At 65.5% G+C, this 15,479-nt stretch carries 14 protein-coding genes; 4 read left to right on the forward strand and 10 right to left on the reverse strand.

Features of this window, described 5'->3' with window-relative positions; genetic code table 11:
* Window positions 1-9: 9 nt before the first annotated feature.
* The gene (locus DSM43276_RS15745; RefSeq protein ID WP_078329711.1) at window positions 10-1,458 is read right to left on the reverse strand and encodes an NCS2 family permease; all 1,449 of its coding nucleotides are present in this window, start codon (window positions 1,456-1,458) and stop codon (window positions 10-12) included.
* A 168-nt stretch (window positions 1,459-1,626) separates the two neighbouring features.
* Between DSM43276_RS15745 and DSM43276_RS15750 the strand changes: the two genes are divergently transcribed.
* Window positions 1,627-2,613, forward strand: a complete 987-nt coding sequence (locus DSM43276_RS15750) for an acyl-ACP desaturase (RefSeq protein WP_078329710.1) — start codon at window positions 1,627-1,629, stop codon at window positions 2,611-2,613.
* Between the two features lie 92 nt (window positions 2,614-2,705).
* On the forward strand, window positions 2,706-3,557 hold the full coding sequence (locus tag DSM43276_RS15755; protein ID WP_078329709.1) for an SGNH/GDSL hydrolase family protein: 852 nt from the start codon (window positions 2,706-2,708) through the stop codon (window positions 3,555-3,557).
* A 5-nt stretch (window positions 3,558-3,562) separates the two neighbouring features.
* Here DSM43276_RS15755 and mnmA read toward each other — a convergent pair whose 3' ends face one another.
* The 6 genes from mnmA to DSM43276_RS15785 form a co-directional block, all read right to left on the reverse strand.
* A complete protein-coding gene (gene mnmA, locus DSM43276_RS15760) occupies window positions 3,563-4,633 on the reverse strand; it encodes a tRNA 2-thiouridine(34) synthase MnmA (protein WP_078329708.1) in 1,071 nt (356 codons plus the stop codon).
* Window positions 4,630-5,853, reverse strand: coding sequence for a cysteine desulfurase family protein (locus tag DSM43276_RS15765; RefSeq protein ID WP_078329707.1), 1,224 nt, complete (start codon window positions 5,851-5,853; stop codon window positions 4,630-4,632). Before DSM43276_RS15765 ends, mnmA begins: the two co-directional genes overlap by 4 nt.
* 46 nt (window positions 5,854-5,899) lie before the next feature.
* Window positions 5,900-6,754: a lysophospholipid acyltransferase family protein gene (locus DSM43276_RS15770; RefSeq protein ID WP_078329706.1), complete on the reverse strand. Its 855-nt coding sequence runs from the start codon at window positions 6,752-6,754 to the stop codon at window positions 5,900-5,902.
* A 2-nt stretch (window positions 6,755-6,756) separates the two neighbouring features.
* Window positions 6,757-7,632: a GNAT family N-acetyltransferase gene (locus DSM43276_RS15775; protein ID WP_078329705.1), complete on the reverse strand. Its 876-nt coding sequence runs from the start codon at window positions 7,630-7,632 to the stop codon at window positions 6,757-6,759.
* A gap of 144 nt (window positions 7,633-7,776) precedes the next feature.
* Complete coding sequence (locus DSM43276_RS15780) at window positions 7,777-8,157, reverse strand: cupin domain-containing protein (RefSeq protein WP_234803030.1); 381 nt, start codon at window positions 8,155-8,157, stop codon at window positions 7,777-7,779.
* A gap of 17 nt (window positions 8,158-8,174) precedes the next feature.
* Window positions 8,175-8,918, reverse strand: coding sequence for an SDR family oxidoreductase (locus tag DSM43276_RS15785; RefSeq protein WP_078329704.1), 744 nt, complete (start codon window positions 8,916-8,918; stop codon window positions 8,175-8,177).
* A 206-nt stretch (window positions 8,919-9,124) separates the two neighbouring features.
* Between DSM43276_RS15785 and DSM43276_RS15790 the strand changes: the two genes are divergently transcribed.
* Complete coding sequence (locus tag DSM43276_RS15790; RefSeq protein ID WP_234803035.1) at window positions 9,125-11,842, forward strand: ATP-binding protein; 2,718 nt, start codon at window positions 9,125-9,127, stop codon at window positions 11,840-11,842.
* On the opposite strand, the gene DSM43276_RS15795 is transcribed toward DSM43276_RS15790, so the two are convergent.
* Genes DSM43276_RS15795 through DSM43276_RS15805 form a run of 3 tightly spaced genes read right to left on the reverse strand, consistent with a single transcriptional unit; the run spans window position 11,839 to window position 14,419 of the window.
* Complete coding sequence (locus DSM43276_RS15795) at window positions 11,839-12,615, reverse strand: hypothetical protein (RefSeq protein WP_136629104.1); 777 nt, start codon at window positions 12,613-12,615, stop codon at window positions 11,839-11,841. The genes DSM43276_RS15790 and DSM43276_RS15795 overlap by 4 nt on opposite strands.
* 8 nt (window positions 12,616-12,623) lie before the next feature.
* Window positions 12,624-13,580 (reverse strand): electron transfer flavoprotein subunit alpha/FixB family protein, encoded by a 957-nt coding sequence (locus DSM43276_RS15800; RefSeq protein ID WP_078287425.1) that lies wholly within the window; start codon window positions 13,578-13,580, stop codon window positions 12,624-12,626.
* A gap of 47 nt (window positions 13,581-13,627) precedes the next feature.
* Window positions 13,628-14,419 carry an electron transfer flavoprotein subunit beta/FixA family protein gene (locus DSM43276_RS15805; RefSeq protein ID WP_078323923.1) on the reverse strand — a complete coding sequence of 264 codons (792 nt, stop codon included), beginning with the start codon at window positions 14,417-14,419 and terminating at the stop codon, window positions 13,628-13,630.
* A 237-nt stretch (window positions 14,420-14,656) separates the two neighbouring features.
* Here DSM43276_RS15805 and DSM43276_RS15810 point away from each other — a divergent pair, with 237 nt between their 5' ends.
* Complete coding sequence (locus tag DSM43276_RS15810) at window positions 14,657-15,478, forward strand: class I SAM-dependent methyltransferase (RefSeq protein WP_078329702.1); 822 nt, start codon at window positions 14,657-14,659, stop codon at window positions 15,476-15,478.
* The last annotated feature ends 1 nt before the right edge of the window (window position 15,479 follow it).

Genomic DNA, 15,479 nt, shown 5'->3' on the forward strand with positions numbered 1-15,479 from the left:
TGCTGAACGTTAGGTGATGAGCGACTCGATCGGTCCCTTGGCGAAATAGACGACAAACAATCCGGCCACCACGTACAGCAGCGGATGCACAGCACGACGTCGAGTCCCGCGCTCCGCGGACACGACGGCGAGCACCACCCAGCTGATGAACCCGACACCGATGCCGTTGGCGATCGAATAGGTGAATGGCATGGTCACCACGGTCAGGAAGCAGGGCAGTGCGTAGTCGAACCGGGTGAGGTCGATGCTGCGGAGCTGGCCGATCATCATGGCACCGACCACCACCAGCGCCGGTGCCGCGGCCTCCAGCGGTACCACCGAATACAGCGGGGTGAAGAACATGGCCGCCAGAAACAGCAGCCCGGTGACCACATTGGCCAGCCCGGTCCTGGCGCCCTCCGCGATGCCCGAAGCGGACTCCACGAACACGGTGTTGGAGGACGAGGACGAGATACCACCAACAACCGCTCCCACGCCCTCCACCGACAGTGCCCGTCCGATACCCGGCAGGGTGCCGTGCTCGTCGGCCAGTCCGGCCTCTTTACCTAGACCGGTCATGGTTCCCATCGCGTCGAAGAAGTTTGAGAGCACCAACGCGAACACCAGGACCGTGGCCGACAGCACGCCCACCCGAGTGAACGCACCGAACACGTCCACCTGGCCGAGCAGACTCAGATCCGGGATGCCGCCCGCGGAGGACGGCCAATCGGGCACAGTGAGATTCCATCCCCTGGCATCGACGGGCTGCGCACCGCGTTCGGTCAACGCCTGCGCGATCATGGAAATCCCCGTCATCACCACAATTCCGATGAGCAGTCCGCCACGAACCTTGCGCACCACCAGGATTCCCATCAGCAGCACACCCGCGGCGAAGATCAGGGTCGGGACGGTGGCCACCGAGTTGTCGATTCCCAAACCGACCGGCACCGTGGTGTTCGCAGCGTCAGGGATCCGCCGCACGAAACCCGCGTCCACGAAACCGATGAACGCGATGAAGCACCCGATTCCCGCAGCGATCGCCGCCTTCAGCTCGTCGGGAATGGCATGAAATACCGCGGTCCGGAAACCCGAGATGCCCAGGGCCACAATGACGAGGCCGTCGACGATGACCAATCCCATGGCCTCGGGCCAGCTCATCTGCGACGCGAACGACACCGCGAGCAGACTGTTGATGCCCAGCCCCGCGGCAAGTGCAAACGGGTACTTGGCGATGACACCGAACAGGATCGACATCACTCCGGCGGCCAGGGCGGTGACCGCGGCTACCTGCCCCACCGGCAGCACGTGGCCCAGCACATCGGCGTTATGTGCGTGTCCCGGCTCCCCACCGATGATGAGCGGGTTGAGCACCACGATGTAGGCCATCGCGAAGAAGGTGACGATCCCGCCGCGAACCTCCCGCCCCAACGTCGACTGCCGCTCGGAGATCCGGAAGTACCGGTCCAGGAGGCCATTCATAGCCGTTGAAAGTACAGGCCCCGGTTGCCGGTCGCCCATCGGAATCAACCCGGGCGAGGGACTTTCCACCCCAGATCGAGGACCTTTGTCACTAGAGGCGCGTGCGGCCACCCGATCAAATATAAGTGTCACTTTTAGACACAGATAACTAACCCGAGGACCGCTTTCATGCCGCAGAAGGAATTCACCGACCTCGAGCTCCTCCACGAACTCGAGCCCGTGGTCGAGGAGAACACCCACCGCCACCTCGGCGTGTTCAAAGAGTGGAGCCCGCATGACTACATCCCGTGGTCCGAGGGCAAGAACTACAAGGCATTGGGTGGGCAGGACTGGGATCCGGAGCAGTGCAAGCTCTCCGAGCTGGCCAAGGTCGCGATGATCACCAACCTGCTGACCGAGGACAACCTGCCCGCCTACCACCGCGAGATCGCGATGAACTTCACCATGGACGGGCCGTGGGGCACCTGGGTCAACCGGTGGACCGCCGAAGAGAACCGCCACAGCATTGCCATCCGCGACTACCTCGTCGTCACCCGCGCGGTCGATCCGGTGGAACTCGAGAAGCTGCGCATGGAGCAGATGACCCGCGGCTTCTCCCCCGGTCAGAACCGCCAGGGCGGGGATCACATGTTCGCCGACAGCTTGTTCGACTCGGTGGTGTACGTGTCATTCCAGGAGCTGGCCACCCGTGTCTCGCACCGCAATACCGGCGTCGCGTGTGCCGAGCCCATCGCCCAGGAACTCCTCAAACACATCTCCAATGACGAGAACCTGCACATGATCTTCTACCGCAACATGGTCGAGGCCGGTCTCCAGATCGCGCCCAACCAGGCCGTGAAGTCAATCCACAAAGTTCTCGACAACTTCACGATGCCCGGATACACGATCCCCGGATTTCGCCGCAACGCCGTCACCATCGCCACCGGCGGCGTCTACGACCCGCAGTCGCACCTTGCCGAAGTGGTCCTGCCCGTGCTGCGCAAGTGGCGCATCTTCGAGCGCGATGACATCACCGGCGAGGGCGAGTGGTATCGCGAAGACCTCGATCGCCTCATCACCGACCTCAAGAAGACCGCCACCGACTTCGAGGAAGTCAAGGCAAAGTACCTCGATCGCCAGGCCAGGCGCGCCGAGCGCAATGCCGCCAAGGTGTAGCCCTCCGTAACGCCGACGTGGGCAAACGGCGATATGCCGTTCAGTACCATGGTTCGGGGCCGCCTGCCGGCCAGCCGGGAGGAGAGGGACACATGCGCGCGTTCAGGACGCTCTCGACGGTGATCGGCATCGCCACGGTGTTCGCGGCGACAGTGGCCGGCGCCTCGATCGCGTCGGCCGAACCTGTCGCGGGTGCCCAGCTGGTTGCGATCGGGGATTCGTTCATGGCGGCGGGTTCGAATGCCGCGGGTATCACCGGCCCTGTCGGCACCGCCTGTAACCAGGCGACCGACAATGTCGCGCACCTGGTGGCCACCTCGTTCCCGCAGATGACATTCGCCGACTACTCCTGCGTGGGCGCACTCTCCACCGACGTCTACACGCCCTCCACGCGCGGCCCGCAGAACACGGGGCTGTCCCCCGCAACCAAGGTGGCGGTCGTATCCGTCGGTGGCAACGATGCCGGCTTTGAGCAGATCGCCACCGATTGTCTGTTCGCGTTGAGCTGCCCCCCGGAGAAGAAGGCGCAATTCAGTGCCAACGTGGCCTCGGTCGGCCCGAAACTGACGGGTGCATACGCGGCCATACGCCAGGCCGCTCCGAACGCGCGCGTCTTCACGGTGGGCTACCTGCCGATCCTTCCCCCGGACGCCAAGGGGTGCCTGGTCGGCCTGATCAATACCCAAGAGACCATCACCTTCCTCAATGGTCTGCAGCGTCAGCTCAACGACACGATCATCACCGAATCCTCGAAGGCGGGGTTCACCCCCGTCATTCCGGCGACCAGCAGCGACCACAGTGTGTGCGCAGCCGATTTTCAGCGCTACGTGTCGATGACGGGTACCGGCGCCGGCGATGAGGGAATTCCGATGCATCCGACGGCGCCGGGACGGCAGTACGTCGCCGAGCGGGTAGCCATCGCCATGCGCTCGGCAGGGGTCTAGCGGGCCTAGTCGCGCGTGATGATGGCGCTGCCGAGCACCTCGTCACCCTCGGCATCGGGCTGATACAGCACCACCGTCTGCCCAGGCGCCACACCCCGCAGGGCGGTACGTAGCCGGACCTGAATCCGCGCGGCCGCCGGATCGACCACCGCGTCCACGACCGATCCGTGCGCGCGGACCTGCACCTGACACTCGATGGGTCCGGCCGGAACCCGACCGGAGGTCCACACCACCGGTTCTCCCCCGAACTCCCAAATCTCAAGGTCCTCAACGGTGCCCACCCGAACGGTGGAGGTCTCGGCGTCGATCGAGGTGACGTAGCGGGGACGGCCATCCGCCGCAGGACCGACCAGCCCGAGCCCCTTGCGCTGACCGATGGTGAACTCGTGCACCCCCGCATGGGTGGCCAGCACGCTGCCGTCGGAGTCCACGACGTTTCCGCGGCGCACGCCAATGCGTGCACCCAGGAACGCCTGGGTGTCTCCGGACGGGATGAAGCAGATGTCGTGGCTGTCGGGCTTATTCGCGACGAGCAGACCGCGCTGCTCGGCCTCGGCCCGGATATCGGGCTTGGAACTGTCGCCGATCGGGAACAGCGCACGGCTCAGCTGCTGCGGTGTCAGCACCCCCAGTACGTAGGACTGGTCCTTGTCCTCGTCGACCGCACGGCGCAACCTGCCGTCCTGCAGCCGCGCATAGTGGCCGGTGGCGACGGCATCGAAGCCCAACGCGATGGCACGATCGGCCAGCGCCGCGAACTTGATCTTCTCGTTGCACTTCACACAGGGATTGGGAGTGCGCCCCTCGGCGTACGCCTCGACGAAGTCATCGATGACGTCTTCCTTGAAACGATCGGCGAAATCCCATACATAGAAAGGGATTCCAAGCATATCGGCGACCCGCCGGGCATCGGCGGCGTCCTCTTTCGAACAGCACCCCCGGGAGCCCGTGCGCAATGTGCCGGGTGCCGCCGACAGTGCCAGGTGCACACCGACCACATCGTGTCCGGCATCCACCATGCGCGCGGCCGCAACCGAGGAGTCCACTCCGCCACTCATGGCGGCAAGCACTCTCATGACCGGCCGCCTGCGCTGGCGAGGGCGGCGGCCCGCGCACGCGGAACGGCGAGCTGCAACGCCTCGACCGCACGCGCCACATCCGAGGCCACGGAGGTGTGGCCGAACGTGAATCGCAGCGATCCACGCGCCACGTCGGGGTCGATACCCATTTCGATGAGCACATGCGAGGGGCGTGCGACGCCTGCCGTGCACGCCGACCCGGTAGAACACTCGATGCCGTTGGCGTCCAACAACATCAGCAGGGAATCGCCCTCGCATCCGGCAAAGGTGAAGTGCGCATTTCCGGGCAATCTGCCGCTGCCGACCGCACCGTTGAGGACGGAACCCTCGATCCCGGTCAACACCTGATCGATCAGCTCATCGCGCAGTGCTTTCATCGTGGCTACACCCTCGCACCGTTCCGCGACGGCATCCACGAGCGCGGTCGACATCGCCACGATGGCCGCGGTGTCGGGGGTTCCCGAACGGATATCACGTTCGTGGCCGCCGCCGTGGAGCAAGGGAACACAAGCGGTTTCACGTCGCAACAGCAGAGCGCCGACGCCCATGGGGCCGCCGAACTTGTGCGCGGCCACGCTCACCGCCGACAGGCCGCTGACGGCGAAATCGATATCGAGCTGGCCCACCGCTCCGATGGCATCGCTATGCATCGGAATATCGAATTCCGCGGCGATGGAAGCCAATTCACAGATGGGGTTGATAGTGCCGACCTCGTTGTTGGCCCACATCACCGTGATGAGGGCAACGTCGTCATGGTCGGTAAGGGCCGCGCGCAGTGCCGCGGGAGTGACGGTGCCGGCGCTGTCCACCGGCAGCCACGTCACCTCGGCGCCCTCGTGGTCGGCGAGCCACTGCACGGCATCGAGCACGGCATGGTGCTCAACGGCGCTGGCGATGACGCGCGTCCGGCGCGCGTCCGCGTCTCGGCGTGCCCAGTAGATGCCCTTGATGGCGAGGTTGTCACTCTCGGTGCCGCCTGCGGTGAAGATCACCTCCGACGGTCGGGCGCCCAGGGCCGCGGCGATCGACTCCCGCGATTCCTCCACCCGACGCCGCGCATCACGCCCGGATCCGTGCAATGACGCGGCGTTCCCGGTCCGTGCCATGACCGCTGCCATCGCCTCGATGGCAGCGGGGCGCATCGGGGTGGTGGCGGCGTGGTCCAGGTACACCGCGGATGAGCCATCCGGGCGAGCTGGGGTTCGAGCAGCAGACATAACGCATCCAGGATAAGTCCCACCCCGGTGGGCTCGTGCAATCGCGTCAGGCTGCGATCGGCTCCGGGTGCTCCGGGTGGCTGTGGATCTGGGGGGTTCGGTCACCGGCCCGCACGGCGGCCTCACAGCGGTTGGCCAGATCACGGCGGCTCTCACCGGGCAATTGCAGCCCCGCCACCTGGATATGCGCCACAGTCATCCGCGTCGCGGTGATCCGGCGGATAGAGGCCATCAGGGTGTCCTCGCCGACATAGGCCGGAACGGTCGACAGGTCGCCGCCCGGGTCGTGGTAGGTCAGCCGCAGCGGCTGTACCGGCCGCTGCGCGTCGATCGCGGCCTGAAACATAGCGGGGCGGAATGATCCGTACGCACGACCACACCAGGTGGTGCCCTCTGGGAATGCCACCACGGTCTGACCAGCCTGGAGCCGCGCCGCGACGGTGTCGACCACCCGCGGCAGGGTACGTAGGTTTCCCCGCTCGATCGGGATGACCCGCATCATCCGGGCGATGATGCCCAGACCTGGCCAATCGATCAGGTCCGCCCGGGCGACGAACGACCCCGGGAGCACCGCACCGATGGCGAAGACATCGACCCAGGACACATGACCCGCCACCACGAGGGAACCCCGGATATCGCGGATCGGACCACCGGAGACCGAGATGCGTACGCCGAGGCAACGCAGCATCAACCGGCAGTAGCCGCGCTGCCAGCGCACCCGTCCGGGAATCGGTATCCCCAGCAGCGGCGCAAGGGTCAACAATGTGATCGCCATGCCGATCCGCGTCATGGTCCGCAGGGTTCGCGTCAGCCGCCCTGGCTCGTCGATGTGGGTGGCCCGCATGCAGCTGTCGTCACAGGTTGCCTTCGGCAGCCAGGCGTGCGCGAATTCGGGTGCCATCGCTACTCCTGGCCAGCCGCCGCCGCACCGATTTCCGACGCCGCCCCGACGGACCTCAGCCGTTTGAGATAGCGCACGTCGGCTTCGTCCTTGTTGAGCAGTGCCATGAAGTCGGCCACGCCGAAGTCAGGATCGTGCGCGGGTTCGCCGAGAACCTTCGCGCCCAGCCGCAGATATCCACGCATCAGCGCGGGAACCTGCACCTTGGCGGGCGGAGCGATGTCATCGAGACCCATCCCGTCGACAACGACCGGGTTGTAGGGGCGCACCGTGTACTCCGGCGCCGCGGCGTGCCGCTTCATGACGAAGTCGCGCACGGCACGCACCTGACTGCCGGGCGCCTGTTCGGGGTTGTCTCGCATGGGAACCGATACGCATCCGGTGACGTAGGTGTAATCGCAGCGGTCCAGGTAGGCCAGAATTCCCGCCCACATCAGCAGCACCACCGCGCCATTGCGGTGATCGCCCCGTACCACCGCCCGACCCATTTCGACAAGCTGTGGACGCAGCGCATCAAGCCCACTGATGTCGAATTCTGTTGCGCTGTAAAGTCCTCCAGCGGCAATGGCACCGGGCGGGGGCAACATCCGGTAGCAGCCCACCACATCACCCGAGGTATCCTCGCGCACCAGTAGGTGATCGCAGTGCTCGTCGAAGCGGTCGGCGTCGCGTCCCTCGAACGCTGCCGGGGTGCTCGCGAGCTGGAATCCCGGCTCGCTGCTGAACACGTCGTATCGAAGCCGTTGCACGGCATCGATATCGGCGGGATCGTTCGACAGCAGCAGGGTGTACCGAGGACCTAGTGGAGCGTCCCCAGCCTCCCCCGCTACGTCTGAGATGGATTGATCTGCGGCGATGAGAACTGAAGCGGTACTCATGACTGCGAGATTCGCGGAGTTATGCGGCGGAACGGCATCGGAAGCGTGTCGTGTCCATGCACGATCCGTTAATTGCAGCGTTCAGTACACCCAATGCATGCTTGCGTCAGTGAATCCCTAAGGCAAACACGGAGCTAACGGACGCTACGCGGGCACTCGCGCATCGGCGCGCTGCCGAAGTTCCTCCTCCTCGACCAGCACTAACATCGGCGCACCGGGTGTGCACATCATGGTCACCACGAAGCGCAGCGCCGCGTCCGCACGGTTGTTGGCGTCCGAGTAATGGATGACATCACCGCCCGGCTCCCAGAACGCTTCACCGGCTTTGACCACCCGCGGTGCCTGTCCTTCGAGTTCGAAGAGCATCTCTCCCTCGACCACATATCCGAACGCCGGACCACCTGGATGACGATGCGGTGGCGTACCGGAACTGCCGGCCGGCCACTCGATCTCCACCGTCATCACGTGGGCATCGGACGGGATCACCGGCGGCGTCACGGTCTGCAGCACCGTAAGTGCACTCATCAGGTCGTCGTTCGCCATCATCGGCGGGCCATCCAGTCGGCGAATCGCGTTTGGGTCAGCACGCCGTCATCACCGGTGACCAGACTGAAGTCGTCCACGGGAGTCCCGAAGTAGGTGGCGGCGGAGTCGACCACCACCGGCTTGTCGTCGCCGCGCGCGTCAAGCACCGCCTGTGCCATCTCGGCGAACGAAAACTTCTCTGGCCCACCGATGTTGATGATGCCATTACGAGGCTCGGCCTCCGCGGCATGGGCCACCTGTGCGGACACATCATCGACGGCGATCAGCTGAATTCTCGCATCGGGTACGCGAACCTCATCTCCGACAACGAGCGTGTCGGTGATGGCCTCGGCGAATTCCTGGAACTGGGTGGCCCGCACGATCGTGTAGGGCAATCCGGATTCGGTAATGATGTTCTCCTGCGCCACTTTCGCCCTCATGTATCCGCTGTCCGGCAGACCATCCGCGCCGACGATGGAGAGCGCGACGTAGTGACCGACGCCCGTCTGGTTCGCCGCGTCAACGAGATTGCGCGCCGAGGCGGTGAAGAAATCCATGACCGCCCCGTCCTCGAACGAGGGAGAATTGACAACATCGATAACCACATTCGATCCGGTGAGCGCGTTCACCAGCCCCTCGCCGGTCAACACATTCGCGCCAGAGCACAACGATGCCGCGACCACGTCATGACCATCGGCGGTGAGCAAAGAAACCACCCGGGAACCGATTTGGCCGGTGGCACCAACAACTGTGATTTTCATTCTGCGATTACCTTTCTCGTCACCCATGCAACGTTCGCAGCTCGGCGCGGGATTCGAACCCTGGAAAGCACGTAGTCGTTGGGGTGAATCGGCAGCTCGGTAAACTTCCACCCTATTCATCGAATTCGGCGGAGCACTTGGTCAACAGTTACCCGGGATCGCGTTTGCGCGGTCGAGCGCCCGAGTGCGCGTCACTCGGGCGGCTCATCGCGGCCGCACGATCGGGCCCCAGTCAGATACTCGTCCTACGGGGTGAAGCCGGAATAGGCAAGACCGCGCTCCTCGGGTACGCACTCGAAGAAGCGCAAGGATTTCGCGTCGCGCGCACCGCAGGCGTCGAATCCGAGATGGAACTCGCGTTCGCCGGTTTACAACATTTCTGTGGGCCGCTGTCGAACCACCTCGAGGCATTGCCCAGTCCACAACGCGAGGCGCTCGACATCGCCTTCGGGATACGCAGCGGACCTGCGCCCGACCGGTTTCTGATCGGGCTTGCCGTGTTGAGTCTGCTGGCCGCGGCAGCCGAACATCAGCCCGTGCTGTGTGTGGTCGATGACGCCCAGTGGCTCGACCGAGTCTCGTTGCAGACACTGGCCTTTGCCACGCGGCGTTTGGCCAGTGAACCGGTCGCCGCGCTCTTCGCGGTGCGCGGTAGTTCCGACGACGAGCTGACCGGACTGCCAGAGCTCACGGTGGGTGGCCTGCGGGCGGCCGACGCCGGCGCGCTGCTGGACTCCGCGATTCCGGGGCTCCTCGATGATCGGGTTCGTGACCGCATCGTCGCCGAGACGCACGGCAATCCGCTGGCCCTGTTAGAACTCCCGCGGGATCTGACCACCGAGGAACTCGCGGGCGGATTCGGATGGCCCGACGGCGGTCGCCTGACCGGACATATCGAGCAAGCGTTCCTGCGGCGGGTCCGGCAGCTGCCCACCGAGACGCAGACGTTGCTCCTCACCGCGGCGACCGATCCGCTGGGCGATGCGGCGTTACTGGCGCGGGCGTCCGAACGGCTCGGAATCTCGATGGATGCGCTCGCACCCGCCGAGGGCGCCGATCTCATCGAGTTGGGCACCCGGGTCCGCTTTCGCCATCCATTGGTGCGGTCCGCCATCTACAGAAGCGCAGAACCGTTGGAACGCAGAAGAATTCATGGCGCGCTGGCGGAGGCCACAGATCCGGTAACCGATCCGGATCGGCGAGCATGGCACCGCGCGCACGCCGCGGCGGGCACCAATGAGGCGATCGCCGCCGAACTTGAGCAGTCGGCCGACCGCGCACAGGCCAGGGGCGGCATCCTGGCGGCTGCGGCCTTTTTGCAACGGGCCACCGAGCTCACCTCGGATCCGGCACAACGCGGGTTACGGGCGCTGGCCGCGGCCCAGTCAAAACACGATGCGGCGGCCTACGACGCCGCCCGCGAACTGCTCGCCATCGCAGACATGGCTCCGCTGAATCCGCTGGCGCGGGCACGAGCAGCCCGCCTGCGCGCGAAGATCGCCTTCGCGGAAAGCCGGGTGGGCACGGATGGCTCCACGACGGTGTCCAGCGCCGCGATCGGCCTGCTGGAGGCCGCCAAGGACTTGGAGAACCTGGACGACGACCTGGCCCGGGAGACCTACCTGGACGCGGTGGGGGCGGCCATGTACGGCGGCCGGCTCTGTCCGCGCGGTGGCGCCGTCGAGGTGGCCGAACCCGCACGGCTGGCGCCGGCCGGGTCGCAGCCCCCACGGCCGACCGACCTTCTGCTCGATGGCCTGGCGATGCGAATCACCCATGGGGCCGCGGCAAGCGCCCAGACGCTGCGCGACGCCCTCGATCTGATCCGCCGTGAAGCCGACCGTCCCGGCAACACCAGCTGGATGTGGCAAGCGTTTCCCATTGCCCTCGAATCAGCCACACATGAGGTGTGGGACGACCAGATGTGGCATCACCTCGCAACCCGCGCGGTACAAATCGCCCGTGATATCGGTGCGCTGTCGGTTCTCCCCTCGGCACTGATCTACCGCGCTGGAGTGCATGTGCACGCCGGCGAACTTGATGCCGCGGCAGAGCTTGTCCAGGAGGCCGACGCCATCTCCGCGGCGACAGGTCACGCTCCGATCAGATATCACTCGTTGATCTTGGCGGCCTGGCGCGGTACGGAACCCGAGGCGATCCCACTGATCGATGCCGCCATGCGCGACGGCGCGGCCAGGGGCGAGGGCCGACTGCTCGGCGCGATGGGTTACGCGGCCGGTGTGCTCAACAACGGCCTCGGCCGCTACGAGCTCGCGTTCCACGCGGCGCGAAGGGCTTGCGAGCACGAGGATCTCGGGTTGTACAGCTGGTGTCTTACCGAACTGATCGAGGCGGCCGTGCGCTGCGGCGAGCATGACACCGCCACGAAGGCACTCGACCAACTGGAGGAGCGGGCAGTGGCCGGCGACAGCGATTGGGCGAGGGGCATGGTCGCGCGCTCCCGGGCACTGCTCGCCGTCGACGACGACGCAGAGGCCTGTTACCGCGAGGCGATCGAACGGCTATCCAGCACAAGGATTTCCGTCCATCTGGCCCGGGCACACCTCATCTACGGAGAGTGGCTACGCCGTTGCCATCGACGAGCCGACGCCCGCACCGTACTCGCAGTGGCACACGAAAGTTTCGCCGGTATGGGCGCCGAGGCCTTCGCCGGGAGGGCGCAGCGCGAGCTTCTCGCGACGGGCGCGAAAGTGCGGAAACGTTCCGCCAGTTCATCCGCCGCCTCTGCTCAAACACTGACGGCTCAAGAGGCACAGATCGCCCGGATGGCCGGTCAGGGTCTGACCAATCAGGAAATCGCCGCCCAGCTGTTCATCAGCGCACACACCGTGGAATGGCATCTGCGGAAGGTCTTCGCCAAGCGCGGCATCACCTCACGCAGGCAGCTGCGCAACGGCGTCTAAGCCGGAACTCGCGACCGCAATTCGTTCACGATCTTCTGCAGGGTGTCCTCGGTCTCGGGCGGGCCGGTGAGCATGGCCACCGCCAGGGTGTCGCGCGATCCGCCGGAAGTCGATGCGAAGGCACATGTCATCGCGATGCGAACCACGCGCATACCGTTTCCGAGGGTGCCCGTCATCCGCGCGTACGACGTGACATCGTCGATCGGCTTCCAGGATTGCGCGTCCACCGGCAGTTTCGCACGCACCTTGACCTGCGTGGATTGCGCGCAGCCGTCCGCACACCGACTCGACCCGATCCAGCCGGCCGCCCCGCCCTTGTTGGCCTCGTCCATACACGTGATGCGCTTATCCAGCGGTTTGTTCTCGGTGTGCATGCACCCCCACCCCGCGGGCAGGTTGAAATTGAACGCCACGTAGGTGGGCATCGAGATGGGCTGGAGTTTCTCGCCCGGCCCATATGTCGCGCCTCCGAGCGGCCCCTGTGACCCGTTCGGCGGAGGGATCACCCCTGGGGTCGAGCCGGGCGGCGTCGACGTCCGACTCTGCGTCACCGGGGATTCTCCCGGCGCCATGATCGCCATGCCCGCAATGCTGCGCTGCGAGCCAACGGTCACGACGGCGGCCACCAGCCCCACCACCAGGATGCCCAGAAACGCCGAAAGGACTATCCAGGGCGCTCGACGCGGTGGTCGAGGCTCTGGATAGTCCAGTGGCGTACCGTCAGCCGCCCCTTGAGGTTGGATGTCGCCGGCGGGGCGGCTCCAGGGCTCCATGGGGTGGTTTAGCCCTTACGAGCCTTCACGGCCTCGGTGAGCTGCGGTGCGACGTTGAACAGGTCGCCCACCACACCGAAGTCGGCGATCTCGAAGATCGGGGCTTCCTCGTCCTTGTTGACCGCGACAATGGTCTTCGAGGTCTGCATCCCGGCGCGGTGCTGGATAGCACCCGAGATGCCCAGCGCGACGTACAGCTGCGGCGACACGGTCTTGCCGGTCTGGCCCACCTGGAACTGGCCCGGGTAGTAGCCGGAGTCGACCGCAGCACGCGAGGCACCGACAGCGGCACCCAGCGAATCGGCGAGCTCCTCGACCACGCTGAACTTGTCCGCACTACCGACACCACGACCGCCGGACACAACGATGTTGGCCTCGGTGAGCTCCGGACGATCTCCACCGACCACAGGCTGGCGCGAGGTGACCTTGGTGGCGTTCTCGGCGGGCGCGGGCACCTCGACGGCTACCTGCTCACCCGCACCGGCGGCCGGTGCGGCCTCGACGGCACCCGGACGCACGGTGATGACCGGGGCGTCGCCGTTGGCCTGGGCCTCGACGGAGAACGCGCCACCGAAGATCGAGTGCAGGGCCTTGCCGCCCTCGCGCACCTCGATGACATCGGTCAGCAGGCCCGAGCCCAGGCGTGCGGCCAGCCGACCGGCCACCTCCTTGCCCTCGGTAGTCGCGGCGATCAGGATGCCGGCGGGGCTAGCGGTCTCGGCCAGGCTGGCCAGCAGGTCGACCTTGGGGGTCACCAGGTAGTTGTCGACGACGTCGGACTCGGCGACGTAGATCTTGGCGGCGCCGGCCTCCTTGAGACCGTCGATCAGCGGCGCGGCGGTGCCGGCCGGACCAGCCACCACGGCCGAGGGCTCACCCAGGACGCGGGCAGCGGTGATGAGCTCGGCGCTCACCTTCTTCAGTGCACCCTCTGAATGCTCAACGAGCACAAGTACTTCAGCCATATTGCGTATGCCTTCTCTTAATCAGGTTCTATTCGGAATGATCTGCTCTAGATAATCTTTTGCGCAACCAGGAACTCGGCGACCTTGGTGCCGCCCTCGCCCTCGTCGGTGATCTTCTCGCCCGCGGTCTTGGCGGCCTTGGGGGTCGAGGACAGCACGGTCGAACCAGCGTTCGCAACACCCACCTCGTCGGCCTCAACCCCGATCTCAGCGAGGGTCAGTACGGCGACTTCCTTCTTCTTGGCGGCCATGATGCCCTTGAAGGAGGGGAAGCGCGGCTCGTTGATCTTCTCGGTGACGCTGACGATGGCCGGCAGAGTCGCCTCGACCTCGAAGACGCCCTCATCTGTCTCGCGCTCGCCCTTGACGACGCCGCCCTCGACGGTCAGCTTGCGCAGGTGCGTCAGCTGCGGAAGACCCAGGTACTCGGCGATGATCGCGGGGATGGCCCCCGAACGGCCGTCGGTGGCCTCGTTACCGGCGATGACCAGCTCGACGCCCTCGACCTGCCCCAGCGCGCGGGCCAGTGCCCAGCCGGTCTGGATGGCATCGGACCCGTGCAGGCTCGGGTCCAGCAGATGAACTGCCTTGTCGGCACCCATGGACAGAGCCTTGCGGATGGCCTCGGCGGCCTTTTCCGGACCTGCCGAGACGACGGTCACGACCGAGTCGCCACCCTCGCGCTCCTTGATGAGCAGCGCTTCCTCGACGGCACGCTCGTTGATCTCGTCGAGTACCGCGTCGGCGGCTTCCCGGTCGAGCGTGAAGTCACCGTCGGTGAGCTTTCGCTCCGACCAGGTGTCTGGGACCTGCTTGATCAGGACCGCGATGTTCGTCATAAGTCTCCGATCGTCCTTCCTCTTCGCTGTCTGCTAGCTATTGCGTGGTAGTTCCGTGCGCGCCCGTACTACGCCAGTCGCACTGTCACGTTTCGTGACTAATCCGGCGAACAAAGTTACTCACGGGTAATATACGGAGTTCGCCCGTACACCATAACCGGTTCACTCCTGGTTTCCGGCCTGTGATCTGGGCCACCAGTATTAAGACACGGTGTTCACCCGATAGCCTGCCAAACGATGAACTCGCACCTGACCGACCCGCACCCGGCTGACCCTCTTCGCGCAAGCGGCTCATCAGCCGATGACCCGGACGCCCTGGCGCTGACCGGGGAGCGGACCGTGCCCGGGATCGCCGAGGAGAACTACTGGTTCCGCCGCCACGAAGTGGTGTACGAGCGGCTCAGCAGACTCTGTGCGGACCGCAAGGTGTTGGAGGCAGGCAGCGGTGAGGGCTACGGCGCCAACATGCTGGCCGGAGTGGCCGAGCACGTCATCGGCCTGGACTACGACGAGTCCGCGATCGCGCATGTGAAGGCCCGCTATCCCCGCGTGGACATGCGCGCCGGAAACCTGGCAGACCTGCCGCTCGCCGACGGCGCTGTGGATGTTGTGGTGAACTTCCAGGTCATCGAGCACCTATGGGATCAAGGCCAGTTCATCCGTGAGTGCGCGCGTGTACTCAGCCCCGGTGGCTCGCTGCTGATCAGCACCCCGAATCGCATCACCTTCTCCCCTGGGCGCGATACCCCGCTGAATCCGTTCCACACCCGTGAGCTGAATGCCGCCGAGCTCACCGAGCTCCTTGTAGAGAACGGCTTTTCGGTGCAGTCGATGAATGGCGTGTTTCACGGACCACGACTTCGCGAGCTCGACGCCAAGTACGGCGGCTCGATCATCGACGCGCAGATCGAGCGCGCGGTCGCCGGCGCGCCGTGGCCGCAGGATCTGCTCGCCGACATCACAGGTTTGACCACCGAGGATTTCGAAATTGTCGACGCGGGGGAACGCGACATTGACCAGAGTCTGGATCTGGTTTCCATAGCGGTGATAGACCGGTGAT

This window comes from Mycobacteroides salmoniphilum (assembly GCF_004924335.1).
Classification (GTDB): Bacteria; Actinomycetota; Actinomycetes; order Mycobacteriales; family Mycobacteriaceae; genus Mycobacterium; species Mycobacterium salmoniphilum.

Bases quoted from the DNA above. Each gene is read 5' to 3' on its own strand.
- DSM43276_RS15745 (WP_078329711.1), bottom strand. From the start codon at position 1,458: ATGAATGGCCTCCTGGACCGGTACTTCCGGATCTCCGAGCGGCAGTCG.
- DSM43276_RS15750 (WP_078329710.1), top strand. From the start codon at position 1,627: ATGCCGCAGAAGGAATTCACCGACCTCGAGCTCCTCCACGAACTCGAG.
- DSM43276_RS15755 (WP_078329709.1), top strand. From the start codon at position 2,706: ATGCGCGCGTTCAGGACGCTCTCGACGGTGATCGGCATCGCCACGGTG.
- mnmA (WP_078329708.1), bottom strand. From the start codon at position 4,633: ATGAGAGTGCTTGCCGCCATGAGTGGCGGAGTGGACTCCTCGGTTGCG.
- DSM43276_RS15765 (WP_078329707.1), bottom strand. From the start codon at position 5,853: ATGTCTGCTGCTCGAACCCCAGCTCGCCCGGATGGCTCATCCGCGGTG.
- DSM43276_RS15770 (WP_078329706.1), bottom strand. From the start codon at position 6,754: ATGGCACCCGAATTCGCGCACGCCTGGCTGCCGAAGGCAACCTGTGAC.
- DSM43276_RS15775 (WP_078329705.1), bottom strand. From the start codon at position 7,632: ATGAGTACCGCTTCAGTTCTCATCGCCGCAGATCAATCCATCTCAGAC.
- DSM43276_RS15780 (WP_234803030.1), bottom strand. From the start codon at position 8,157: ATGAGTGCACTTACGGTGCTGCAGACCGTGACGCCGCCGGTGATCCCG.
- DSM43276_RS15785 (WP_078329704.1), bottom strand. From the start codon at position 8,918: ATGAAAATCACAGTTGTTGGTGCCACCGGCCAAATCGGTTCCCGGGTG.
- DSM43276_RS15795 (WP_136629104.1), bottom strand. From the start codon at position 12,615: ATGGAGCCCTGGAGCCGCCCCGCCGGCGACATCCAACCTCAAGGGGCG.
- DSM43276_RS15800 (WP_078287425.1), bottom strand. From the start codon at position 13,580: ATGGCTGAAGTACTTGTGCTCGTTGAGCATTCAGAGGGTGCACTGAAG.
- DSM43276_RS15805 (WP_078323923.1), bottom strand. From the start codon at position 14,419: ATGACGAACATCGCGGTCCTGATCAAGCAGGTCCCAGACACCTGGTCG.
- DSM43276_RS15810 (WP_078329702.1), top strand. From the start codon at position 14,657: ATGAACTCGCACCTGACCGACCCGCACCCGGCTGACCCTCTTCGCGCA.